23 protein-coding genes are annotated in these 23,235 nt (G+C 48.4%); 8 read left to right on the top strand and 15 right to left on the bottom strand.

Going from position 1 to position 23,235, the window contains the following annotated elements; all coding sequences use genetic code 11:
- Positions 1-106: 106 nt before the first annotated feature.
- The 3 genes from B4E62_RS15230 (at position 107) to B4E62_RS15240 (ending at position 6,749) form a co-directional block, all read left to right on the top strand.
- On the top strand, positions 107-2,827 hold the full coding sequence (locus tag B4E62_RS15230) for a PD-(D/E)XK nuclease family protein (protein WP_331352637.1): 2,721 nt from the start codon (positions 107-109) through the stop codon (positions 2,825-2,827).
- Positions 2,827-6,342, top strand: coding sequence for a UvrD-helicase domain-containing protein (locus B4E62_RS15235; RefSeq protein ID WP_331352638.1), 3,516 nt, complete (start codon positions 2,827-2,829; stop codon positions 6,340-6,342). The genes B4E62_RS15230 and B4E62_RS15235 overlap by 1 nt, the downstream gene beginning before the upstream one ends.
- A 104-nt stretch (positions 6,343-6,446) precedes the next feature.
- Positions 6,447-6,749, top strand: a complete 303-nt coding sequence (locus B4E62_RS15240) for a hypothetical protein (RefSeq protein ID WP_310069610.1) — start codon at positions 6,447-6,449, stop codon at positions 6,747-6,749.
- Positions 6,750-6,764: 15 nt separating this feature from the next.
- On the opposite strand, the gene B4E62_RS15245 is transcribed toward B4E62_RS15240, so the two are convergent.
- The 14 genes from B4E62_RS15245 to B4E62_RS15310 form a co-directional block, all read right to left on the bottom strand.
- Complete coding sequence (locus B4E62_RS15245) at positions 6,765-7,763, bottom strand: NAD(P)/FAD-dependent oxidoreductase (RefSeq protein ID WP_331352639.1); 999 nt, start codon at positions 7,761-7,763, stop codon at positions 6,765-6,767.
- Complete coding sequence (locus tag B4E62_RS15250; RefSeq protein ID WP_331352640.1) at positions 7,747-8,832, bottom strand: ADP-ribosylglycohydrolase family protein; 1,086 nt, start codon at positions 8,830-8,832, stop codon at positions 7,747-7,749. Before B4E62_RS15250 ends, B4E62_RS15245 begins: the two co-directional genes overlap by 17 nt.
- Positions 8,829-9,296: a DUF3429 domain-containing protein gene (locus B4E62_RS15255; RefSeq protein WP_331352641.1), complete on the bottom strand. Its 468-nt coding sequence runs from the start codon at positions 9,294-9,296 to the stop codon at positions 8,829-8,831. Before B4E62_RS15255 ends, B4E62_RS15250 begins: the two co-directional genes overlap by 4 nt.
- 199 nt (positions 9,297-9,495) lie before the next feature.
- Positions 9,496-9,945 (bottom strand): DUF3592 domain-containing protein, encoded by a 450-nt coding sequence (locus tag B4E62_RS15260; RefSeq protein WP_331352642.1) that lies wholly within the window; start codon positions 9,943-9,945, stop codon positions 9,496-9,498.
- A gap of 66 nt (positions 9,946-10,011) precedes the next feature.
- Positions 10,012-10,635 carry a DJ-1/PfpI family protein gene (locus B4E62_RS15265; RefSeq protein WP_331352643.1) on the bottom strand — a complete coding sequence of 208 codons (624 nt, stop codon included), beginning with the start codon at positions 10,633-10,635 and terminating at the stop codon, positions 10,012-10,014.
- Positions 10,636-10,853: 218 nt separating this feature from the next.
- A complete protein-coding gene (locus B4E62_RS15270; protein WP_331352644.1) occupies positions 10,854-12,323 on the bottom strand; it encodes an inorganic phosphate transporter in 1,470 nt (489 codons plus the stop codon).
- Between the two features lie 299 nt (positions 12,324-12,622).
- Positions 12,623-13,813: a hypothetical protein gene (locus B4E62_RS15275; RefSeq protein WP_331352645.1), complete on the bottom strand. Its 1,191-nt coding sequence runs from the start codon at positions 13,811-13,813 to the stop codon at positions 12,623-12,625.
- A gap of 28 nt (positions 13,814-13,841) precedes the next feature.
- On the bottom strand, positions 13,842-13,973 hold the full coding sequence (locus B4E62_RS15280) for a DUF3106 domain-containing protein (protein ID WP_331352646.1): 132 nt from the start codon (positions 13,971-13,973) through the stop codon (positions 13,842-13,844).
- Between the two features lie 37 nt (positions 13,974-14,010).
- A complete protein-coding gene (locus tag B4E62_RS15285) occupies positions 14,011-14,379 on the bottom strand; it encodes a DUF3106 domain-containing protein (RefSeq protein ID WP_331352647.1) in 369 nt (122 codons plus the stop codon).
- Positions 14,376-14,672 (bottom strand): hypothetical protein, encoded by a 297-nt coding sequence (locus B4E62_RS15290; RefSeq protein WP_331352648.1) that lies wholly within the window; start codon positions 14,670-14,672, stop codon positions 14,376-14,378. The genes B4E62_RS15285 and B4E62_RS15290 overlap by 4 nt, the downstream gene beginning before the upstream one ends.
- A complete protein-coding gene (locus tag B4E62_RS15295; RefSeq protein ID WP_310069589.1) occupies positions 14,662-15,021 on the bottom strand; it encodes a DUF3619 family protein in 360 nt (119 codons plus the stop codon). Before B4E62_RS15295 ends, B4E62_RS15290 begins: the two co-directional genes overlap by 11 nt.
- A 5-nt stretch (positions 15,022-15,026) precedes the next feature.
- A complete protein-coding gene (locus B4E62_RS15300; protein ID WP_331352649.1) occupies positions 15,027-15,380 on the bottom strand; it encodes a sigma factor-like helix-turn-helix DNA-binding protein in 354 nt (117 codons plus the stop codon).
- A gap of 31 nt (positions 15,381-15,411) precedes the next feature.
- Positions 15,412-15,573, bottom strand: a complete 162-nt coding sequence (locus tag B4E62_RS15305; protein ID WP_331352650.1) for a hypothetical protein — start codon at positions 15,571-15,573, stop codon at positions 15,412-15,414.
- A 210-nt stretch (positions 15,574-15,783) separates the two neighbouring features.
- Complete coding sequence (locus tag B4E62_RS15310; RefSeq protein ID WP_039913407.1) at positions 15,784-15,990, bottom strand: cold-shock protein; 207 nt, start codon at positions 15,988-15,990, stop codon at positions 15,784-15,786.
- A gap of 533 nt (positions 15,991-16,523) precedes the next feature.
- Here B4E62_RS15310 and B4E62_RS15315 point away from each other — a divergent pair.
- The 5 genes from B4E62_RS15315 to B4E62_RS15335 all read left to right on the top strand — a co-directional run bounded on the left by B4E62_RS15315 (position 16,524) and on the right by B4E62_RS15335 (position 22,748).
- Positions 16,524-20,012 (top strand): acyl-[ACP]--phospholipid O-acyltransferase, encoded by a 3,489-nt coding sequence (locus tag B4E62_RS15315; protein ID WP_331352651.1) that lies wholly within the window; start codon positions 16,524-16,526, stop codon positions 20,010-20,012.
- Positions 20,013-20,163: 151 nt separating this feature from the next.
- The gene (fnr, locus tag B4E62_RS15320; protein WP_310069575.1) at positions 20,164-20,922 is read left to right on the top strand and encodes a fumarate/nitrate reduction transcriptional regulator Fnr; all 759 of its coding nucleotides are present in this window, start codon (positions 20,164-20,166) and stop codon (positions 20,920-20,922) included.
- 20 nt (positions 20,923-20,942) lie between these two features.
- Positions 20,943-21,536: a DUF4202 domain-containing protein gene (locus B4E62_RS15325; RefSeq protein ID WP_310069573.1), complete on the top strand. Its 594-nt coding sequence runs from the start codon at positions 20,943-20,945 to the stop codon at positions 21,534-21,536.
- Between the two features lie 71 nt (positions 21,537-21,607).
- Positions 21,608-21,985: a SirB2 family protein gene (locus tag B4E62_RS15330; RefSeq protein WP_331352652.1), complete on the top strand. Its 378-nt coding sequence runs from the start codon at positions 21,608-21,610 to the stop codon at positions 21,983-21,985.
- Between the two features lie 244 nt (positions 21,986-22,229).
- Positions 22,230-22,748 (top strand): hypothetical protein, encoded by a 519-nt coding sequence (locus B4E62_RS15335; protein ID WP_331352653.1) that lies wholly within the window; start codon positions 22,230-22,232, stop codon positions 22,746-22,748.
- Positions 22,749-22,848: 100 nt separating this feature from the next.
- Here B4E62_RS15335 and B4E62_RS15340 read toward each other — a convergent pair whose 3' ends face one another.
- On the bottom strand, positions 22,849-23,187 hold the full coding sequence (locus B4E62_RS15340; protein WP_310069564.1) for a hypothetical protein: 339 nt from the start codon (positions 23,185-23,187) through the stop codon (positions 22,849-22,851).
- Positions 23,188-23,235 lie beyond the last annotated feature (48 nt).

Genomic DNA, 23,235 nt, shown 5'->3' on the forward strand with positions numbered 1-23,235 from the left:
AACCAAATCAGCACCTTAACTTTGATGCGCACAAGCACTGTTTCCGGTGCCATAATACCCAACACTTTTGACTGGCAACGATTACAAGGCAATTGCAGACATCATCATGGTTGATACCTGGTTCGATATAAAGCCCCACATTTCCGCTATCGAGAGCGGTGAATTGATCATCACCGCCAACAATCGCCTGCGCAACCATATGCTGCGCGCTTATGGCCAACGGCAGACAGATGCGGCCGGCGTTTGGGCGAGTCCGCGTATTTATTCATTAAGCCAATGGATTGAAATGAATTGGGATGTATTGCAGCGGCGCGCTTATGCCCCGGCGGCACAGCGGATTATCAATAACCTGCAACGCCAAACCCTGTGGGAAAAGATTATTGGCGAATCCTCTCTAGCCGCCGCTCTCTTGCAACCGGAACCCCTGGCACAAGCTGCCGATAGCGCACTGCGCAACCTTGAACTCTGGCAACTCAATGAAGAGCAAGTCAGTGCCGCCGAGCCACTGTTAAATGCGCAGAGCAATACTTACTGCTGGCTTACCTGGCTGGGTGAGTTTCGCGCGCGTTTGGCGCAGCTGGGATTTATTACACAAGAAAGTGCAAATCAAATATTGATCGATGCATTTAAAAATTTGCAGCTCGATCAAGAAGCCATTATCCATCTCACCGGATTTGACGATATTCCGCCCCAGCATCAGGATTTAATTAACAGCGCCTGTCACGAATTGCGCAATATCAAACTGGATAACCAACAGACTCAACTAATTCGTACCGAGACACAAAACAGCGAAGCAGAAATCCGCGCAGCGGCGCTCTGGAGCAAAATCCAGCTGGAGCAAAATCCGGCGGCGATGATTGGGATTATCGTGCCGAACCTCGGCCAATGCCGCGATCAAGTCGAGCGCATTTTTGTTGAAGTGTTTGAACCACTCGCCGCCCTGCCGTATCGCCCTCGTTACACATTGCCATTTAACTTTTCTGCCGGTACACCACTGGGCGCCACGCCCATTATTACGGCTACGCTGGATTTATTGGAGCTGCAAAAATCTTCCTGGGACTTGGAGGCGATTTGCAATTTATTGCTTTCACCTTTTTTTGGCGATGCCGATAGCGAATTAGTCTTGCGCACACATTTAATCCAAACACTGCGCAAACTCGGAAAATTTACTATCAGCTTGAGCGACTTGCGCTACCACTGCCAAAAACTGAAAAGCAAATTAGGTATCGCCGAAAGCGATAACAATCTGATTACACGGTTGGTGCAACTGGAAAACTATCGACGCCAGAGTTTTGGCAATCACAGCGCACAACACTGGTGTGATTTTTTTCAACAGCATTTGCAATTACTTGGCTGGCCGGGCACACGGCAGTTGGATAGTCAGGAGTACCAGCAACTCACCCTGTGGAACCAGGTGCTGGAAAACTTTTTGCAACTGGACGGCACCGGCATTCAATTTAATTATCCCGGTGCGATACAACAACTGCGCAGCATCGCCGGAAAAACACCCTTCCAGGCACAGACCCCCAATTCACCGATACAAATCCTCGGCGCACTCGAAGGTGCCGGTTTGCAATTCAGTCACTGCTGGGTGATGGGCTTGCACCATCGCCAATGGCCGCCAGTGCCGGCCCCCAATCCACTATTGCCAACCAACTTGCAGCGCACACAAAAAATGCCGCACGCAAGTGCAGAACGGGAATTGCAATTTGCACGCGCACTCACAGAACACTATCGCCAATGCGCGCCTGTAGTTGTATTCAGTTCAGCCCACAGCGATGACGACAGCGAACTCAGCCCAAGCGCATTGATTCGACATCTACCACTCACAGCAATTGACTCTTTAATGAGTAACGATCAAAGCATTAGCGCACAAAATTATCAGGCACTCGCAGCTGCCAGTCATTTGGAAATAGTTTCCACTGCGCAAGCACCGCAATTATTAATTGCGCAGGAGCCAGTGCGCGGCGGTGCCAGTTTATTTAAAGAACAAGCCGCCTGCCCGTTTAATGCGTTTGCACGATTACGTTTGGGCGCAACCAGTATCGATGAGCCGGTTGCCGGTTTATCTGCCATTGAACGCGGCAATCTATTGCACGATGCACTTGCGATTATTTGGAAACAACTGAAAGATCAAAACACTTTGCTTTCATTAGATGAAACAGCATTAACAACGCTAATCACTACAACAACTCAAACCGTGGTAGATGCGCTCAAACAAAAACGCGGCACCAGCATAGGTGTTTTTTATGCACAGCTGGAACAGGAACGGCTTGCTCAATTAATAGCAGACTGGCTCGCGCAGGAAAAAACGCGCCCCGCATTTTCTGTCGTCGCCATTGAAGAAGAGGTACAAATTGAATTTGCAGGTTTGCCACTGCGTTTACGCATTGACCGTATAGATCAACTCGCTAACGGCGATTTACTCCTGATCGATTACAAAACCGGCCAACCGAAATTACAAAGTTGGCAAGGCGAGCGCATGGATGAACCCCAGCTACCGCTCTATGCAGTTACTGCCACCAGTCCCGTTGCGGCTATCGCGTTTGCGCAGATTAATGCTAAAGCAATGAAGTGGATCGGCACGGGCGAATTAAACACGAATCACGATGGCATTTATCCAAGCAAACAGCCCTGGGGAGAACAATTGCAAGAGTGGCAAATGTATTTACAACAATTGGCTGCTGATTTTATCCAGGGCGATGTACGTGTCGATATGAAAAACCCCACCACTGCGCAATACGCGGAAGATTTGCTCCCACTTAATCGCCTGCAAGAACAGGATGCGCTTGATGCATTTATTCGCCGCATGCAGGGAGCTGTGTAATGTCTGAATTAATTGCAATACAACCTATCGATCAGCACGTCCGTATTGAAGCGCTTGATCCACAAACCTCTTTTGCTGTATCTGCACCAGCAGGCTCTGGTAAAACCGGTTTGCTAACGCAGCGCGTATTAACCCTGCTCGCTTATTGCGATGAGCCGGAAGAAGTATTGGCGATTACGTTTACGCGCAAAGCCGCCGGAGAAATGCAAGACCGGATTATGCATGCGCTCTGGCAAGCAGCCGATCAGCCGAAACCGCAAGACCCGCACGCGCAGCGCACCTGGCAACTTGCGCAAAATGTATTAGAGCGCGACCGCGAATTGCAATGGAATTTGTTGCAAAGCCCGCAGCGTTTGCGGGTGCAGACTATCGATAGTTTATGCCGCTCTATTACCAAACAATTACCGCTTGCCAGTGGCATAGGCGCGCAGCCAGATACACTGGAAGATGCCGAGCAAGCCTATCGTTTAGCCGTGCGTGAATTATTTAATCTGCTCGAACAGGAATCGCCTCTTCGCGACGATTTAACCCGCCTGCTGCGCCACTTGGATAACAACCTGCAAGCGGTGGAAGAATTATTAATTAGCCTACTCGCCAAACGTGAACAATGGCTCAGCGTGTTATTACAGGCACGTCATGAAGACGCACGCGCTTATCTTGAACAAGTCTTGCGCGATGTAATCTGCGAGCATTTGGATTTGGTTGAAGCCGCGTTATTAATTCACAGCAGCGAGTTATGCAGCATAGCCGACGCCGCCGCAACCAATTTGCAGGAGGAAGGCGAACGCAAAAATCGCATTCACGAATTGCTCGGTATCAGTGCGCTGCCCGACGCCGAACCCGAATCGCTTAATGAATGGCTGGCGATTGCCGATCTATTGCTAACTAACGGTGGCACCTGGCGCGCACGATTAACCAAAGCCGAAGGGTTTCCAGCGGGAAAAGAAAACGCTGAATTAAAAAATCGTTTTAGCGAATTAATCGCAGCGATTAGCGACACAGCGCCGGAAGCAGAACAACTACTCCAAGAACTCCGCTCACTGCCATCGGCCAATTACGCCGAGCACCAGTGGCAATTGCTCGACAGCCTGACCAGCATATTGCCGATACTCGTTGCGCAATTAACCATCGTATTTAAACAACAAAGCGCCACTGACTACACAGCGATTAGCCAAGCGGCATTGCTTGCGTTGGGTGATGAAGATTCGCCCACTGATTTGGCATTGCAGCTGGACTATCGCATCCGCCATATTCTCGTCGATGAATTCCAGGATACCGCCAGCCCGCAATTAGAGCTGCTGCGAAAACTCACCAGCGGTTGGCAGGCAGGCGATGGTCGCACGCTATTTATTGTGGGCGACGGCATGCAATCCTGTTACGGCTTCCGCAGTGCCAATGTGGGTTTATTTTTGGATGCACGCCAGCAAGGCATAGGTTCAGTCGATTTAACGGCGCTGGATCTGCGCGTCAATTTCCGCTCACAAGCGGGTGTAGTGCATTGGGTTAATAGTATTTTTCAAAACGCGTTTCCGGCACAAGATGATATAAGCCGCGGTGCGGTAAGTTATTCCCCGTCTGTCGCCTTTAAACCAGCAATTGATGGTGATGCGGTAAATTTTTATGCGTGCACTTACTCTACCGAAAAATCGGCAGAAAAAAATAATGATGGCGACGACGATGATGTTCCATCGCGCATACATGCCCAGCAACAAGAGGCCGAAAAAGTCGTTGAGTTAGTACAAAAAGCGCGCTATGACAATCCCAATGGTAGCGTTGCAATTCTGGTGCGCACGCGCAATCACCTCGCACGCATTTTACCTGCGCTGACAGCTGCCGGTTTGCACTATCAGGCCACTGAAATTGATCGCCTCGCCAGCCGCATGGCGATTATGGATTTACTCTCGCTCACCCGCGCACTGCTAAATCCAGCGGATCGCATTGCATGGTTATCAGTCTTGCGCGCGCCCTGGTGTGGCTTGGACAATAGCGACCTGCACAGCATCACCACGGCAAATCTCGCCGAACAAAACCCGCGCGTTAAAGAAACGGCATTTGCCGTGCTTTGGCCACAACTTGCATTGCATGAGCAGATTAGTGGAGTAAGCGAGAGTGGAAAAATAATTCTAGCAAGAGTGGTCCCAATTCTTAAACACGCATTGCAAGAGCGCTACCGCAAACCACTGCGCCAATGGGTTGAAGGAATCTGGTTTGCTTTAGGTGGACCTGCAACCTTGCTAGACGCCAATGACCGCGACAATATCAACAGCTTTTTTGCACTGCTCGACAAACATCAACAAGGCGGCAGCATTCGTGATTGGCAAGCGTTTAACAATGCGATCGAACGTTTATTTGCTGCACCGCGTGCCGATGCCGACCCCAAACTACAAGTGATGACCATCCACAAATCCAAGGGTTTGGAATTTGATACGGTTATTATTCCTGGCCTCGATCGCAGTGCGCGCAAAGACGACAAACAATTATTGCTCTGGCAAGAGCGCATTAACCATCACGGCGAGAAACAATTATTACTCGGCTCGCTTGCTGCCACCGGCAAAGAAGAAGACGGCCTCTACACGTTTATGCGCCGCGAGGCGGATAAACAGCAAGCATTTGAATCGACACGCCTGTTATATGTAGGCTGCACCCGTGCGATTAAACGTTTGCATTTACTCGCGTGCATCAATACCAAAGAAGATGAATTAGTCGCACCTGCCAAAGTATCGCTGCTGCACAGTATTTGGCCGTTTGTAGAAGACAACGCAATTAATGTATCCAGCAATAACGCTAACAATCGCAACAATTCATCTACTCTGGAAAATACCAAGCCAGGGTTACAACATATTTTGCGTTTACCCGCACATTGGCAAGCACCTGTACTAACCGATGTCACCTTGCTCAAAGATTATCGCGGCCACGAATTTAGCATGAGCGAAAGTGACAACCCGCTCAATATTCCTGAAGTTGAAACCACCGGTGCCCGCCTCGCTCGCCATACCGGCACGGTCATTCATAATGCTTTGCAAGCGCTGGTCGAAAACAAACTGGTCACCAATCGCGATTGCATCGCCGCCGATATTTTTATCAAGCAGCAACATACGTTCTGGAAAATCCAACTGCAACAACTCGGCTGGAGTGGCGACAATCTCAACCGTGCATTACAAAAAATCGCCACAGCGATCACTAATACATTAACCAGCGAAAAAGGCCGCTGGTTGCTTAACAGCGACCATGAACAAAGCGACTGTGAATTATCGCTCATGCAAAAAGACAAACAGGATGTGCGCGAACATATAATCGACCGCACATTTGTTGCCGATGGTGTGCGCTGGATTGTGGATTACAAAAGCAGCGAACCCGAAGCCGGACAAAGCTTGGAAGATTTAGTTACGCGAGAGTTTGTAACCTACAAGGAGCAGTTGCAGCGCTATGAGAAGGTGATGGGCGCAGTTGAATCCCTACCGATTAAAACGGCGTTGTATTTGGTAAGTGTTGCGCAATTAGTAGTAGCCAACTAAAAATTTACCACGTTCTGGCTCGGGTAAATTTTCAATAGATTGACGCATATCAACTCAGCAAAACTCACACCTGATTTAATGGTTCCACCCACAAGGAGCCAACTATGAGAGCGCGAATCTACAAAAAAATGGCCGGAACCTCCGCCGTATTTATCCCCGCCGATTTCAACCACGCATCCCCCGTTGAACGCGATGGCCTAACCTGGACAGATACCGAACTCAACATGCCGGAAACCCCACAAACCTTGCAGTGGAAACCACCACTCGATAGTTCATTAGCATTAGAAGGTCTAGAAGAATACGACCCACCTACTCCGGGTGATGCCCGCTACATAAACAAGCTGGGGATTGGATTTGTATATATTGGAAAAATTCGGGGATGGGTAGCGCTAACGGATTTTGTTTAAATAAACATAAAAAAATCACCTAAATTCAAGCAACGCAATCGCCGCCGCTACACCAGAGCAATAGGCACCTTCGATACGCGCATCGGTAAGCCAATCGCCTGCCAGCGCTAAACCTTGTTCAGGCCATACAGCAGCAGCGCGAGCATCATGCTCCGTAGCTCGCGCAAAACGCCAGCGATGCACATAGCGCACATGGACAGGCGGCAGTTGCTGACCGGGCAACCAATTTGAGAGCACGCGCATAAATTCTTCCAACATCATCGCTTGAACAATTTCCGGTGAAGCTTCCAGATGCGCGCGCGACCATTCAGCCGTGGCGTGCAGCACATAACATTCGCCCGTTTCGCGCTCGGGTTTGCGATTATTGTGAGCAATCCAACACAGGAATCCCTCATTCACAAACGCTGCAGCAAACGGCAAATTTAATGGGTACTCGACATCCAACAACATTGCCCAGCAAGGTTCCATAATCGCGCTGGCTGCGAGTGCGTGGGCAGCGCTACCCACTGGAAGTAACGCCTGACTTTGTGGCGCAGGTAATGCAAGAATGAGATTATGGGCTCGCCATTGCGAATGGTTTGTTTCGATTGCCCAACCAGACTCGCTGTACTGCACTTGCTTCACCTGGGTGTGATAAGAAACCTCAAGCCCCGCCGCTCTATGTACCAACGGCGATTTCATCTGCGGCACGCCGACATAGCGCTCGCGCGAGCGACTTACACTGAGCTGTTCTCCGTCCCACACTGCGATAGGTTCGCGCCAGGGTGCGACCAAACCTTCATCCAACCAATGTTGAACCTGCGCGCGAAATTCAGGTGAGCGAGCCGTAAAATATTGCGCACCGTGATCCCAACAGCCGTCTTCTTTTGTGCGCGTTGCCATACGCCCGCCTGGGCCGCCGGATTTTTCCAGCACACATACACGCTTGCCCAACGCACTGGCTCGCGCAGCTGCTGCCAGACCGGCCATGCCTGCACCGACAACAACCAGATCACACTCATTTATTGCTTTCAAACAAACACTCTCCACGAATTGCAGCCGCATCAGTCAGTTGTGCAAACACATTATCCAAACCATTGGCAGTAGCCAAACCCAGTATCACACCCAGCACCGCGCCCCTGTGACAATTATCGCCGCCAAGATTGGCATTGGCGATTAACCCTTGCTTTGGATCAGCACAATATTTCCACGCGAGATATAACACACCTGGCCAGGAATCTTCGATGTAACAAGCGCGCGAAAACTTGCCACCGACAACCCGATTATCATCGTGATATTGTTGCGCGAGCTTCTGCACATCAATACCCGCCGCTTGTTTTGCCGTTGCAGCAATCAACCCGCGCCCATCCTCTGTAGTACGAAATAAAAGCGCATCGATTAGCGCGACGTAAGCGTCGCAAATTTTTCCCAAGTGCTCATCGGGATGAGTGAAAAAGATATGCGTGCGACATAGATCTTGCACACGGCTTAACGAGCGGTCATGCAACAGTTCCGCAATCGCGATAGGCGCAACCGTCACCAACCCACCGACAGACGCGGTATCGTGAGTCACAGCACCGCATTTTTCCGCTGGGCGTCCTTTGGCAAAATTGGCAACAAATCCACGGTGATAGGATTCGGCGTAAGTATCCGGGTGCTGCGGTGTTTCAGCGGTCATAAAGGCGATGTAATCGCGCAAAAAAATCGCGGGATCATAGCGCCCTTGGTTATGCTGAATCCCCCGCATCACCATACGCATGCAATGCAGGTTAAGCGTATTCTCTCCCGCCGCCATACCGCGATGATAATGCTGATTGGCAACACCCCAATACTGGCGCTTGCCTTTCAAAATAATATCGCCCACCACTTGCGGGCCATTGCTCGCGTGCTGCGCACCGCGACCACCCGCATTGGTGGAATGCAAATTCATAATGGAGGAAGGATGAAACGCTGGAGCCGCTTCGAATCTGTTGATGCCACCGGGAAATGCGGCGTATATATCCTGAGGGTTGTAAAACCAATGCACTGGCATTGCTAGCGAATCAGCAATAAAACTGAGTTGGAACGCAGCGCTCACACGGGCGCTGATGAGCTGATGACTCATTCAAAAACTCCTGCAAACAACAATGCGGGAGCCGCGCCTACTGTAAGTACCACACGCAACTGCCAAAACCACCGCGCGATGAGCCGCACGCGCCACAAGAAAATAAAATCCAACAACAATTGCAGCACTAGCAGCGCCGCAAATCCTATCAATGCCATTTGCCGATCAAGCGTTAGTAGAAACCAGGCAAGCAAACAAGGCATCAGGCTCCAACCGAATAAAAAACCGCGCGAGGCTAAACCAACTAATCCTTGCGGCGCATTCAAGGCAATGCCCCACCAAATTGCGCCCACAAAGGCGAGTATTAGCGCGGCATAATTCACCAGATGCGCTAGCGCCGAGACAACCCAATCACCGGTCGCCCACAGCTCCGCAAACGCCAGCCCCCAAAAGGGCAAAAGCCCTAACAGGCCACCGATAACAGCGACAGGATTTGCACTCAATTGCGATTCGTTTGTATTCACTGCCCCACCTGGTATGCAAATTACATCAGTGCTTTATTCGAAGGGAGGCGGAATTGAGATCAGGTCAGGTGTAAAACAATGATGGGAGAGCTACTAAAGTGCAGAATTGATTACCATACCTGGTGCTCTTAATTTTTTTAATATCAAACACGTTTAACATCTTGGTAAATGGCAGAATTCGGAATTAAAAATAATAATGCTAAATCTTTCGCCAAAGATACAAACCCAGCACTACAAACCCGCAAGAAAATAACAATCCGAAAAAATGGCCTTTAGCAAAACCAACTGCTATTACAGAATTTGCGTAATTATCCGGATCAACATAGACAGTAACGCGATCGCCAATACGCAAAACTGACGCAGGTTTGTTGATGCCGTAACCGACGGTAGTATTGCGGTATTCGTTGCCGTTAATTTCGTATTTATATTCCAACCAACGGTTAGTGACGTTGTATGGTGTTGCCAAGACGCGGTTCATATCCTCACTGCCGTTGGTGACAATTCCCTGATGGGTTTCCCAACTGGCAGCGGCCACACTGCTAATGATATTTTTCATAGTGGTCAGCAAAAGTAAGGCAGCGGCGAGTATGCATAAACCGAAGAATAAATTGCGAAAGCGTTGATAGTTTTTTTCCATTTTATCGTTCATTAAAGAAGCCTTTTCTCATTACAAAAATGTGGATGTAACCAGTAACTACAAAACAGGGATAGCAACCTATTTACTCGATGCGACCACCCCGTCGCGCGTCCAATCAAATTCCATTTGCCGCGCAGTGCGTTCAGCAAGAGATAAACCCGCGATGCGTGAAACCAGATGGAGGCTCATATCAATACCCGCTGATATTCCTGCCGATGTCACTACAGATCCTTCATCCACCCAACGCACATTGCTGATCACATCCAGTGAGGGGAATGCATTTTTTAAATCATCTTGATCTTCCCAATGTGTTGTCGCTTTATGCGTAGTCAGCAAACACGCTTTGGCAAGCAGAAATGCGCCTGTGCATACAGAAGCAGTGACCTGGGTGCAACTTGCAGCGCGATTGATCCAGTCATGTACCTGAGGCTTTTCCAGCTCTGCGGTAACTACACCGCCGGGAATAATGAGCAAATCCAGTGATGGGTGTGAATTGAATTGAAAATCAGGAACAAACTTGAGCCCTGCCCTTGCACGCACAGGGTCAGGTTTTTCTGAAATGGTATACACATTGAAAACGGGGGGATCCACAATGTTTTCCCGCGCGGCAACACGGGTTGCAGTGGTAAACACTTCGTAAGGGCCAGCAAAGTCCAGCACTTCAATTTCCGGGAATAAAAAAATGCCGACGTTATAGTTCATTGCAAAATCCTCTTTTACAAACCAAGGCATTAAGAGTGCGCCACAAGAACTACGCAGTTTGCGCAATGCTGAATGTACCATAACGGGTTAAACAATCACCATCTGGTCACTGTTTTAGCAGAACAAGAAGTAAGGGGAGGGAAAATGCGAGAAACCCGCTCCCGCATTGTGCGGGAGCAAGCATTAAAGCAGAAGCGCCTTGTAGTAGCGCAATACAATTAAATAAACAGCGTACCTATGTAGAACAATCCGCCTGACAACAAAATGGTAGCAGGTAAGGTGAACAGCCATGCCAGCAGGATTGTGCGCACGGTTGAAAATTGCAAACCTGTGCGATTGGCAACCATTGTGCCGGCCACTGCCGATGAGAGTACATGCGTGGTAGATACCGGCATGCCCGTCACACTTGCGACCCCAATTGCTGTCGCAGCGGTAATTTGCGCTGACATTCCCTGTGAATAGGTCATACCACTTTTACCAATTTTTTCACCAACGGTGTACACAATGCGCTTCCAGCCCATCATAGTGCCAAGACCCAAGGCCAAGGCAACAGCGATAATTACCCACATAGGTGCATATTCAGTTGTCGCAGTCAGATCTTTGCGCAGGTTTTTCAGGTCGCCTTTTTTCTTGTCGGAAATCGTATCCAGCTTGGACACTTTTTTCGCGGTGTCATCAATACAGAGCAATAAACGACGCACACTGCGGCGCTGTTCCAAATTCAAATCAGAATAATGATTTACACCTTTTAATTGACTCTCCAGTGTGTTGATCACTACCAGCGATTCTTTGCCGTTACATTTGAAACTGTCAGCAACCACTTCACCTTCTTTTTTGGTGAAATCGACCAACCCATTCAAATTGTTTTCATTGGCATTATAAAAATTACGCAGGTGGGTTGCGGCATCGCGCGTGCGTTCAATTTGATAGGTACTGCTATCCAGATTCAGCACAAATTGCGCCGGGGTCAGGCCTATTAATACCAACATGATCAGGCCGATACCTTTTTGTCCGTCGTTGGAGCCATGCACAAAACTCACGCCCATCGCCGAGGCAACCAGGGTTACGCGTGTCCAAAATGGAGGGTGTTTTTTTCCGTCAATCTGCTCGCGCTCTTGCGGAGTTTTATGGATTTTGGGGCCGGTAAATATTTTTTTCAGCAGCAGCAATACCAGTGCCGCCACGCCAAAACCCACCAGTGGTGAAATCAATAGCGACAACATGATATCGATAGCTTTTTTGACATTCACACCTTCGCTAATCGGGATATCGGTAATCAATGCATTGGCAAGACATACACCCAAGAGCGAGCCGATCAAGGTGTGCGAGCTGGATGCCGGAATACCGAAATACCAAGTGCCGAGGTTCCATACGATCGCTGCCGTCAAGAGCGAGAAGACCAGCACCATACCGTGCACTGAGGTGATATTGAGCAGCATATCGACCGGCAATAAATGCACAATCGCATAGGCAACCCCCAAGCCACCCAGTATCACACCAAGGAAATTGAAGATACCTGAGGCGACAACCGCCATATGGGGCGACATGGCTTTGGTATAGATAACCGTGGCAACTGCGTTGGCGGTATCGTGAAAGCCATTGATGAACTCGTAGGCCAACACAAAAAGAACAGCAAAAAACAGGCTAAGACCCATCGCAAAACTGAGTCCAGTGAACATATCGATCATAGGTAATCCACTTGATTGACTAGAAAAGTAAATGCAACAGCATCGTCCTTGTCATTGCACAGAGCGAAATTTCCAGCAACGGCTTACAGCCTTACATCTGCCTGGATAACTCGCATGGGATACACAAAATAGAAGCGCCCCCGAGGGGGCGCCCTATGTGACAATTATATTTCAAAGAGAGTGGCGAGCGACAGCTAGACAAGCCAGGGGGAAATCTGCATCCAGGGGGATAACTGAACTATTTCTTCCAGTTTCGGATGGCAAGTGAGAAAACACCTTATTTGGCCGTCACAGCCAGCTCACATCTGTGCGATTCCGCTGCCCCATGCCTTGCGTAGCAACCGACCGCAGCCGACCGATTCCAACGCCGGACGTCCGATTACTGTCTCTTGACGGGCCACTATGCCGTAAAGGGATTTATCGGCGCTGATCCAGGGATAAAAACCGAAGGCACCGGGGCTGCTGAAGGCCCCATCACCTACGACAGGATCATCCTCCACCCAGTGACCGTAGGAGTAATGCCAATGCTCAGCGCTGTAATCGATGTCGCCGCTGCTACCGCTGATAGGCGTTGCTATAGCATCGCAGGTTTTATTGGTAGCTGCCGGATCAACCCAGGCACAGACAGGATCAGCCCCCAGATATCGACCTAACTCAAGATCCTGATTGAGCATCGCGCGCAAAAATTCTGCATAGGTGGTGGGCGACATATTTGCCCCGCCCGCCAACGATGGGAAATCATAGGTGAGCGTGGAAAAACGATTGGTAATGCGACGAATTTCATCGGCAAGAAAAATGCCGTTGAGCAAGCCGTCGTCATCGCGATATTCACCTAAACCAAGGTTGACGGCGTACGCCTGCATATGGCCGCCGTTATAGGAAAACTTATTGGCACTCGCGGGATTGTAGTTGGCAATGGAGCCAGTAAAACAGTCAGCGACTGTATGCTTCAAGCACAGCGGTGTTTCTTCCTGATCATAGCCACTGGTGAAATTTAAAAACTGTCTGCGCGCGATGCTGCGCCCACCAATATCGATACTACCCCCACTCAATACTGCATAACCGTCGCGCTGCATTGCATATGCACCGAATACCCATTTAGATGCAGAAGCAACCCCCATGGGAACATTGGGGCCAATGCCTTCCGCCGTCTCTGCTTGAGGATTTTGCGGTGCGTTGCGTCCACCCCACCCCGCTGCAAGGGCACCAGTTTTATCGCCGATTTGCCAATAAAATATATCGATACTCTTACAGATAGAATTATCAGCAACTGTTGTATTCACTGCGGTAACTCGCTGCTCCAGAGTCACTATTGAAACTGAACTAGTGGCGAGCGATGAAAAATTATTGGCTGAGGATGAATGATTAACTGAGGATGGATTGGAAATAAGTGACGCGCTGCTTGCTCCGGGCCCACCGCCACCAGATCCGCCTCCACACGCAATTAGTGCCGAACTGAATAGCACCGCAATAAAATTAGCAACACGCATAAAAACTCCTCATCTTACAGTCTGCTATTTACTCTTCATTTTGCTGGCGACGCATAAAACGTTCACGGGCTTTGGCGCGTTGCTCTGGTGTCATATTGCGGAAGCGGTCGCGCAATTTTTCACGCTGCTCAGGCGATAGTGATTGCCAACGTTCGCGCATGGCGGTGCGCTGCGCTTCCGGCAGATTATTAAACCACTCAACACGCTGTTTCAGTTTGGCTTTTTCTGCCGCAGGCAGCGCTTGATATTCGCGATAACGCGCGCAATTGCGCTTTTCTCTCAGGTGACAGATTTTGCCACCGATTAAACCGCTCTCTCAATACAGCCTGTTCCGCCGGCGTCATGTGTTTAAATTTCTCTGCCTGCGTGACTAATTTTTCACGCAGCTCGGGGCTGAGCTCAGGCCATTGGTCTTTCACATTTAACAATAGCGCCTGCTGTTCACTGGTTAAATCTGACCAGAGTTTATCCTTGGCAACACCAATCGATGGCATAGTGGCAAGCCAACCTAACAACAGAATCACTACTGATTTTTTTATCAAAAAACCACTTTTGATGTTACTCATGGTTGCACCTCATCAGCTTGAACTGCTGCTTTTTCGTCACGTAATTTATTTGCACTCACACCGTCAACCGATGTTGCTTTGGCAGATATTTTTTCCATTTCGGTTTCGGTAATCTCGCTAACGGTCATCAACATTTCTGGTTCCATCAACTCACCTTGCGCATCGCTAAATTCCACCAAATACTGCAACAACTCCGCCGACGGCGGTGTATTCTCTTCTGTTGCATGTGCGTCAAATGGCAAAATCAGCAGCAAACCAATGATCCACTGACGATGTAAACAGTTATGTTTCACTACTAGTGTCCTCAGTAGTTTCACCCAGCACTTGCAGCATTTCCATATCCTCCAACAATTGGGGATCAACACTTAAATAACTGAACTCATCACCAAACTCCAAAGCAGATTGATCATTCCAATATCCCGGCAACACCACCGCAGCAGCAATACTTGCCGCAGCCGCTATACCAGCCAGAGCATTCAGCGGTGTTGATATCGATCTCTTACTCGCCAACGCTTGTTGACGCGCCTGCAAAAGCGAAGCGTGCGCTTCAGCATCAAGTGATTGCAAACTCACATCCAAAGCATCTGCAATTTTTATTGCCAACTGCTCATCCGCATTGGGGATTTGATCTTCCGGTTTCATAGCAATCACTCACCGAGTAGTAATTGTGTACGCATAAATTGCAGCGCACGAAAATAATGGGTTTTTACACTTCCCTCGCTACAGGCCATCACACTAGCCGTAGACGCCACATCAAATCCTTCCCAAGCGCGCAATAAAAATACTTGCCGCTGGCGCAAAGGCATCATCGCCAACGCATCAAGCACGCGGTTAATATCTTGTGCGCGCGCAACAATCTCTGCAGGATTTTCATTCTTGTCATCGACAATTGTATCGATAACACTCTCGCTCTCGTCTTCTACAACATTTGCGGGCACCTGCCAAAACCAACGACGCTGTTTGGTTTGCGCGCGATGCCAATCCAATATTTTGTGCTGCAAAATGCGCTGGAATAAAAGCGGCCATTCAGCGCTATCGCGCGCGATAGGATTGCACCAGATGCAACATCGCCTCTTGCACTATATCCAGCGCATCAGCCGACTTTTTTGTCGTTAACAAAGCACTGCGATAGGCACGCGCCTCTACGCTCGCTAAAAATGCATCCAGTGCGCTCTCGGCTGGCGATGAACTCATAAGCGGAAGAATCTTGGCCGGCATCTAATGACTCAATAGGTCGATAGTGATAAACGTGTGTTCACTGGGTATAACGGCGAAGTGGAAAATTGGTTGACAGGATTATTCATTATTTTTTGGCATGGATCGCTCAAAAACGGCGGGCAATAAAAAAACCGCCACAGTTGCCTGGGCGGTTTTTCTATCACTACTGGTTTGACTACAACCAGATTAGAGACCAATTACGTTTTCAGCCTGTGGGCCTTTTTGGCCTGGCTTAACGTCGAACTCTACTTTTTGGCCTTCAGCCAGGGTTTTGAAACCTGAACCGGTGATAGCGCTGTAGTGAACGAATACGTCTTGACCTGCTTCACTCGCGATGAAACCAAAACCTTTAGATTCGTTGAACCATTTAACAGTACCAGTACTTCTAGCCATAATAAACCTCGATGCTCTTTGTAAATAATAAAATGAATACCCCAAGGTGGAGCTGTGCTGGCGGATTCAGATGTTACTTATGAAGAACAAAACGTGGTGCTAATAGATGTACTGCTAGAACAACGAGGTGACTTGCCATAAATAATGCTGTGAACAGACCAACAGGCCAAATATATTCTGCGTGTCGTTCGGTGTAAAGGCTTTGTTGCAAGGCGATATAGGTGATTTTTAGTTATAAGGGCTTTAGTGTGCGGCAATTTGCCACTCCCGTAAATGGAGGTCACTCGCTAAGATGACTCCATACCATCACCTCGTTGACATACCGTCTTTCACTTAACCGGGCAACTGGTTAATCTCCTTCGGGCTGGCTCGCCGGCCCATTTTTGTCTCCACCTCACTGCCCTATTTAACAGTACCAAGTCGCGCAAAATGCGACTTTCGGTAGAGTCTGCATACACCCTTACCAATCTAATTGCGTTTAGAATGCGCTCGGGCAAAGTAGCGCCACCAATAACAGGTAAAGGAAGCAATCCATGCAACAGGTTCATAGAGTCACCGGGGCTATCCCCTTTTTCATTGCCGTTTTTCTCAATGCGTTTGTCGATCTTGGCCATAAGATCGTTGTGCAAAATACCGTTTTCAAACTCTACAACGGCAATGAGCAAATTTTGCTCACCGCGGTAGTCAACGCCATGATGTTACTCCCCTTCATTCTGTTGCTTAGCCCTGCCGGTTTTTTATCGGATGTTATGCGTAAAACCCGCGTGATGCGCGCCATGGCCTGGTTTGCCCTGGCATTGACCCTGCTGATTACTGCCTTTTACTACCTGGGCTGGTTTTGGGCCGCGTTTGCAATGACGCTTTTACTCGCCGCTCAAGCCGCGATTTATTCACCCGCCAAATTTGGATACATCAAAGAATTATTTGGTAAAGAAAGCCTCGCGCAAGCGAACGGTGCCGTTGGTGCACTTTCGATGATTGCGATCCTTTCCGGTATCGCTGTGTTTTCGATTTTCTTTGAAATGTACTATCCGAAAGGTGCCGGTACAGAAAAAGACGTGATTCAAGCAATTGCTCCACTCGGCTGGTTACTGGTGTTAAGTGCAATCATCGAAGTGGTAATGATTTATCGCCTTCCCGAACAGCCCACACCGCAAACAACTGCCCACTTTTCAACCAAAGCTTACTTAACAGGAAAATTATTTGCGGAAGATATGGCGCCAGTAATGCGCCAACGAGTGATCCGTTTATCGGTTGTTGGCCTCGCAATTTTCTGGGGCGTAGGTCAAGTGATGCTTGCCGCCTTCCCCGCTTTCATCAAAGAAGAATTGCACATGGATAATGCCATGATCGTGCAAGGCATTCTCGCGTGCAGCGGTATTGGTATCGCACTGGGTTCGATTATCGCCGGGCGCTTCTCGCGTAATTATATTGAAACGGGTTTGCTGCCTTTAGGCGCATTGGGTTTTGCTCTGGGTTTATTGTGTTTGCCTCACTTGCATTCCTACACCGCATTTGTGATTGCTTTTTTGTTTATTGGTTTTAGTGGCGGTGTTTTTACTGTTCCACTGAATGCGCTGATCCAATTTCACGCCGGCGAGCACGAATTGGGCCGCACCCTCGCCGCCAACAATTGGGTACAGAATGTGGTGATGCTGGTTTTTCTCGGCGTAACCGTTGGTTTTTCTTTTGTAGGATTTAGCAGTAAAACCCTGCTGGAAATTATTGCGGTTATCACTTTGATCGGCTGTTGCTACACAATTTATGAATTGCCGCAAAGCCTGGTGCGCTTTGTTTTTTCGCGCGTTGTTTCGCAGCGCTACCGCGTATTAGTACAAGGGATGAAAAATATCCCTGCAAAAGGCGGTGTATTGTTGCTTGGCAACCATGTGAGTTGGATTGACTGGGCGGTATTACAACTCGCCAGCCCGCGCCCGGTTCGTTTTGTTATGTTGCGTGCGATTTACCAACGCTGGTATTTGAAGTGGTTTTTCGATTTATTTGGCTGCATCCCGATTGAATCCGGTGCACAGAGCCGCAACGCATTGGATACGGTTGCAGCAAGTTTAAACAACGGCGATGTGGTGTGTTTATTCCCTGAAGGTGCGATTAGCCGCACCGGTCATTTAGGTGAGTTCCGTCGCGGTTACGAACGTGCCTGTGAAAAAGCCAATGACGATGTCGTTATCGTGCCCTTTTATTTACGCGGTTTATGGGGCAGCCAATTTTCGCGTTCATCTGCCCACTTAAAAAATAAAAACCGCCCGTTACTAAAGCGCGATTTGATTGTCGCCTTTGGAAAGCCGCTGCCGAAAGAAACCAAAGCGGATGTGTTAAAGCGCCGCGTGTTGGATTTATCGATTCGCTCATGGCAAGAATATGTAGACAGTTTGGACACCATTGGCCGCTGCTGGATTGACGCTGCTAAAAAAATGGGTAACCAAATGGCAATTATCGACACCATGGGTACAGAGCTGAGCGCACATCGTGCGCTGGCCGGTGCCAGTGCCATCGCCAGCCGTATCGCCAAATTACCCGACCAGAATATCGGTGTACTTTTGCCGACCAGTGCTGCTGGTGTGCTCACCAACCTCGCGGTAATTCTGACCGGAAAAACCCTGATCAATTTAAATTACACAGCAAGTCAAAGTGCTTTTGCATCGGCACTTACGCAAGCAAATATAAAAACCGTATTTACCTCTGCACGCTTTTTGAAAAAACTGGAGGACAAAGGCATTCCTGCGCACAGTTTATTGCAAGGCGTTAATGTGGTTGCGATGGAAGATTTTGCAGGCAGCATTTCTACCGCCGAAAAAATTGCCCGTTTATTATTGATCAAAATACTACCTGCATTTGTGTTAAAAACACTCTGGGCGCGGAAACAAAAAGCAAATGATATCGCCGTTATTTTATTTTCCAGTGGTAGCGAAGGTATTCCCAAAGGTGTACAGATTAGCCACAAAAATATTATCGCCAACGTTAAACAAATTACCGATGTATTAAACGTAGAAGAAAAAGATGTAGTAATGGCAAACCTACCGCTGTTCCACGCATTTGGTCTAACAGTGACACAGTTTATGCCGCTGCTCGAGGCTGTACCTATGGTATGTCACGCTGACCCGACGGATGCATTGGGCAGCGCCAAAGCCATCGCACAAAACCGTGTAACCGTTTTATTCGGTACATCTACTTTCCTGCGTTTATATTGTCGCAACCACAAAATCCATCCACTCATGTTAGAGAGTTTGCGTTTGGTGGTTGCTGGTGCAGAAAAACTGCAAGAAGAAGTGCGCACCGCATTTAATCTGAAATTTAATTTGTCGATTTATGAAGGGTATGGCGCAACCGAAACCACCCCCGTCGCTAGCGTCAATCTGCCCGATAAAATCGATACCCATTACTGGCAAGTGCAAGCAGGCAACCGACCCGGTTCCGTGGGCATGCCCCTGCCCGGCTCCAGTTGTATGATTGTTGATCCGGTTACATTTAAGGAATTGCCCACCGGTGAAGCAGGCATGATTTTAATTGGTGGTGCGCAAGTGATGGTTGGCTATTTAAACAATCCAGAAAAAACGGCCAGTGCTATTAAAGAAATACAGGATATGCGCTGGTATGTAACGGGCGATAAAGGTGTGATTGACGAAGACGGCTTCTTGTTTATTCAGGATCGCTACTCGCGCTTTGCTAAAATCGGTGGCGAGATGGTCAGCCTCACTCTCGTTGAAAGTGCATTGAAAAAAGCCATCAACAACGATGCTATCGATGTGATTGTAGTTGCGATTGATGATGCCAAAAAAGGTGAACGCTTGATCGCCATCACCAACGCCGAAGTGGCAAAAGATGAAGTTCGCACTGAAGTATTGCAGCAAGGTCTAAATGCGCTCGCGATTCCCGGAGACTGGATGCAAGTAGAAGCAATGCCATTATTAGGCTCAGGCAAAACGGATTTCAGTTTGGCGAAGAAGATGGCGAGGGAGTGGAGTGAGGTAGGTACAGCGGCAGCTACCGAGACCACAGCGTAATTACTATTGGTGTGCTTGGGCGAACAATCGCTCAAGCACACATTCAAAATCAACTATTTACCGCCCCAACCAAAGCTGCAACAATCGCGTTATCAAGCCATCCCTGCACAAATCCTATCAGGGGTAACCGTTCCCTTGAGGTTCCCGCACCATGACCGTCAACCAAACCATTGTAAAAACACAGGATTCCAGTTGCCCTCACGATAAAAAAGTGAGCTGCGGTAACTGCCGATTGAATACCATCTGCCTGCCTATCAGTTTGCATATAGAGGATATTGATCGACTCAACAACATCATCCAACGCGGCAAACCGCTGCAAAAAGGCGATTATTTGTATCGTGCCAACGACCCCTTTGACTCTGTGTATGCCATTCGCTCAGGGGCGGTAAAAGCCATGACTCTCAGCGACAATGGCGAAGAACAAGTCACCGGGTTCTATTTACCGGGCGAAGTTGTGGGTATGGATGGCATTGCCGACAACCGCTATACCAACTCCGTTGTTGCACTGGAAACAGCATCAGTATGCGAAATCCCGTTTAATCGTATGGAAGAATTAAGCCTGCAAATTCCCAACCTGCAGCGCCATTTCTTCCAACTTATGAGCCGCGAGATTACCCAGGATCAGCAAGTTATTACGTTGCTTAGCAAAAGCAGTGCAGAAGAGCGGATTGCCGCGCTGTTGCTAAGTATCTCCAGCCGCAATAGCCGCCGCCAATTATCGGCTAATGCCTTTCGTTTACCCATGTCGCGTACTGATATCGGCAACTATTTAGGGTTGACCATAGAAACTGTCAGCCGCATTTTCACCCGTTTGCAAAAACAGGATGTCATCACTGTGGATAAAAAAGAAATACTCATTAAAAACATGGAACAGCTACGCAATATCGCCAATGGCGACACCGAAAACTAGAACATAACGAGCAACCATCGATGACCGACCAAAACCGACTGGAAAAAACCCTCGCTGCATTTGATGCGGCAAATTTACAAGACCCAAATACTGAAATAGTGGATGGCAAAGCCGTTGCCAAAGAATGGATTTACGCCCAGCGCATGAGCGCACAATTACATAAATTCTGTGCAGCCCCGTCAGAAGCATTGCAACTAGCAACACGCAGCCAGCACATATGCCGCTGGAAAAGCCCGCGTAGCGATTACCCTATGGATAGGAGCGGCTATAAAAAATGGCGGCTGGATCTGGCGCAACTGCACGGCGAAATTGCCGGTGACATCATGGCAGAACATGGGTATGACGAAAGCATGATTGCGCGGGTGAAAGATCTACTGCTGAAACGCAGCTTGAAACGCGACGATGAAGTACAGGCGCTAGAAGATGTGATCTGCCTGGTGTTTATTGAATTTTATTTGGAAGACTTTGCAAGCAAGCACGATGAAGAAAAACTCATCGATATTATTCGCAAAACCTGGAACAAAATGTCAGAAAAAGGCCACGCTGCCGCCCTAAAGCTACCTTTATCCGAATCCATGCTGGGTCTGGTCGGCAAGGCGTTAAGTGCAAGCTGATCGCAATTTAGCGTTTAATAACTATCCAACATCCACAACAGCAATCCCACATTGATAAAAAGGAACATACCGTGTATCTAGCTCTTAAACATCTTCATCTAACTTTTGTTGTGTTATCGCTGCTGGCTTTTTTCGTACGCGGCATCTGGTTGTTTATGAACTCCAGCATGCTTAGCAGAAAATGGGTAAAAATATTGCCACATATCATCAGCACCATTTTATTGGTAAGCGGGATAGTGCTGGCAGTGCACCTGAGCATGTCGCCCGGAAGCCAGACTTGGTTGATGGCTAAAATTATTGGTTTGGTCGCTTATATCGGTCTGGGTATTGCAGCATTCAAAGTGCCTAATCCTAATGCGCGCAAACTACTCTGGGTGAGCGCATTAATCGTATTCGCTTATATCGTCAGCGTTGCAATCAGTAGAAACCCGCTGGGCTTTTTTAGCTAACTACACAGCCTGATTCGTTGTTACCCAAGGCAGCCGAGCGCTGCCTTTTGTTTGCCCGCTTCGACCCGCCCCAAAAAATTGATTCTTCAACGTTTGCAATTTCGCAGTGAACTCCTAGGCTTAAAGCTAATAGCTATATTCAGGCTTAATTTTATTTACAATACTTGACGTTTTTTAAAAAGTGATTTATATCACAGTCCAGTTGTTCAGCTTTCATATAACTTTAATAATCGGTGAGCCTGCTATGAAAAAAATCCTACTAACCATCGCCCTGCTGTCGCTATCGCAATTCGGTTTCAGTTGCGATGAAGCCTGCAAACGCACCAAGGCAGAAGCTGCCAACAATATAAAATTTGCCAGTTATCTGAATGCCAAATACTGCAAATCGACTGGTCTTGATTTTTTGTTACAGGGGCGCAAAAGCCTGCAAGCCTATCGCGACAAACAACTCCCCACAGCTCATCGCGGCGGTGCCAAGAATATTCGCCACTTTATTATGCAACGCAAAGACTGGCTGCAAGAATGCGACAACTATTTGCAGCTGACTGAGCAGGGTAGAATTTTCCGTGATAAAGACAGCACCGATAAAATCATCTCGGCGATGACAGGCACTGCTGCAGAGCTGGAAAAAATTATGAAGCGCACCAAAGTCGAAGTTGAAAGCCTGGAGTTGGTGACGGCACCAGCAGCACAAAAATTTGATGATTTATTCAAGCTAGTTGATGCACATTATTTGGAACTGCAAAGACGCGGGTTACTTTGAGTTAGCGACCAACCGCGTGGATTCACTCCCATAAAAAAACCGGCGTTTTGATACGCCGGTTTTTTTATGAGATTCAATTTATATGGATACAATTTCAAGCTCAAGAATTCTTTTTCAACGACAGCACTGAACGCTGAGGTTTATCGGGCCGATCAGCAAAACGTTTGGCCAACTCTTCGCGCGCTTTGATAGCTTCTGTTTTTGCATCCTGCACGGGGCTGGATTGCCAGGATTTAGGTGCACTGCCACCTGCCTTCGCCAGAAACTCCAATCCAGAACGCAGCAGGCGCGCCTGATCAACAAAGCTCATCCCTTCCGGAAACTTACCGGGATACACCTCGGAAGGATCTTTTGGATTACCTTCAATACGAATAGTGAATCCGCTGGCATGAGTTGCCGTGCCTGTAGCCATGTCGGCTGTCCAATCGTCAAAATTCATAGATACCACAAGTATTTATTAACGGAAACGGCATTAAAGCATAAAGTA

The organism is Cellvibrio sp. UBA7671 (assembly GCA_002483145.1).
Classification (GTDB): domain Bacteria; phylum Pseudomonadota; class Gammaproteobacteria; order Pseudomonadales; family Cellvibrionaceae; genus Cellvibrio; species Cellvibrio fibrivorans.

Excerpts from the sequence above, each read along its gene's own strand:
- B4E62_RS15340 (WP_310069564.1), bottom strand. The coding sequence starts at position 23,187 with ATGAATTTTGACGATTGGACAGCCGACATGGCTACAGGCACGGCAACT.
- B4E62_RS15265 (WP_331352643.1), bottom strand. The coding sequence starts at position 10,635 with ATGAACTATAACGTCGGCATTTTTTTATTCCCGGAAATTGAAGTGCTG.
- B4E62_RS15280 (WP_331352646.1), bottom strand. The coding sequence starts at position 13,973 with ATGCGCGAACGTTGGCAATCACTATCGCCTGAGCAGCGTGAAAAATTG.
- B4E62_RS15235 (WP_331352638.1), top strand. The coding sequence starts at position 2,827 with ATGTCTGAATTAATTGCAATACAACCTATCGATCAGCACGTCCGTATT.
- B4E62_RS15275 (WP_331352645.1), bottom strand. The coding sequence starts at position 13,813 with ATGCGTGTTGCTAATTTTATTGCGGTGCTATTCAGTTCGGCACTAATT.
- B4E62_RS15285 (WP_331352647.1), bottom strand. The coding sequence starts at position 14,379 with ATGAGTAACATCAAAAGTGGTTTTTTGATAAAAAAATCAGTAGTGATT.
- fnr (WP_310069575.1), top strand. The coding sequence starts at position 20,164 with ATGACCGTCAACCAAACCATTGTAAAAACACAGGATTCCAGTTGCCCT.
- B4E62_RS15305 (WP_331352650.1), bottom strand. The coding sequence starts at position 15,573 with ATGAGTTCATCGCCAGCCGAGAGCGCACTGGATGCATTTTTAGCGAGC.
- B4E62_RS15250 (WP_331352640.1), bottom strand. The coding sequence starts at position 8,832 with ATGAGTCATCAGCTCATCAGCGCCCGTGTGAGCGCTGCGTTCCAACTC.
- B4E62_RS15240 (WP_310069610.1), top strand. The coding sequence starts at position 6,447 with ATGAGAGCGCGAATCTACAAAAAAATGGCCGGAACCTCCGCCGTATTT.
- B4E62_RS15230 (WP_331352637.1), top strand. The coding sequence starts at position 107 with ATGGTTGATACCTGGTTCGATATAAAGCCCCACATTTCCGCTATCGAG.
- B4E62_RS15310 (WP_039913407.1), bottom strand. The coding sequence starts at position 15,990 with ATGGCTAGAAGTACTGGTACTGTTAAATGGTTCAACGAATCTAAAGGT.
- B4E62_RS15270 (WP_331352644.1), bottom strand. The coding sequence starts at position 12,323 with ATGATCGATATGTTCACTGGACTCAGTTTTGCGATGGGTCTTAGCCTG.
- B4E62_RS15335 (WP_331352653.1), top strand. The coding sequence starts at position 22,230 with ATGAAAAAAATCCTACTAACCATCGCCCTGCTGTCGCTATCGCAATTC.
- B4E62_RS15325 (WP_310069573.1), top strand. The coding sequence starts at position 20,943 with ATGACCGACCAAAACCGACTGGAAAAAACCCTCGCTGCATTTGATGCG.
- B4E62_RS15315 (WP_331352651.1), top strand. The coding sequence starts at position 16,524 with ATGCAACAGGTTCATAGAGTCACCGGGGCTATCCCCTTTTTCATTGCC.
- B4E62_RS15260 (WP_331352642.1), bottom strand. The coding sequence starts at position 9,945 with ATGAACGATAAAATGGAAAAAAACTATCAACGCTTTCGCAATTTATTC.
- B4E62_RS15295 (WP_310069589.1), bottom strand. The coding sequence starts at position 15,021 with ATGAAACCGGAAGATCAAATCCCCAATGCGGATGAGCAGTTGGCAATA.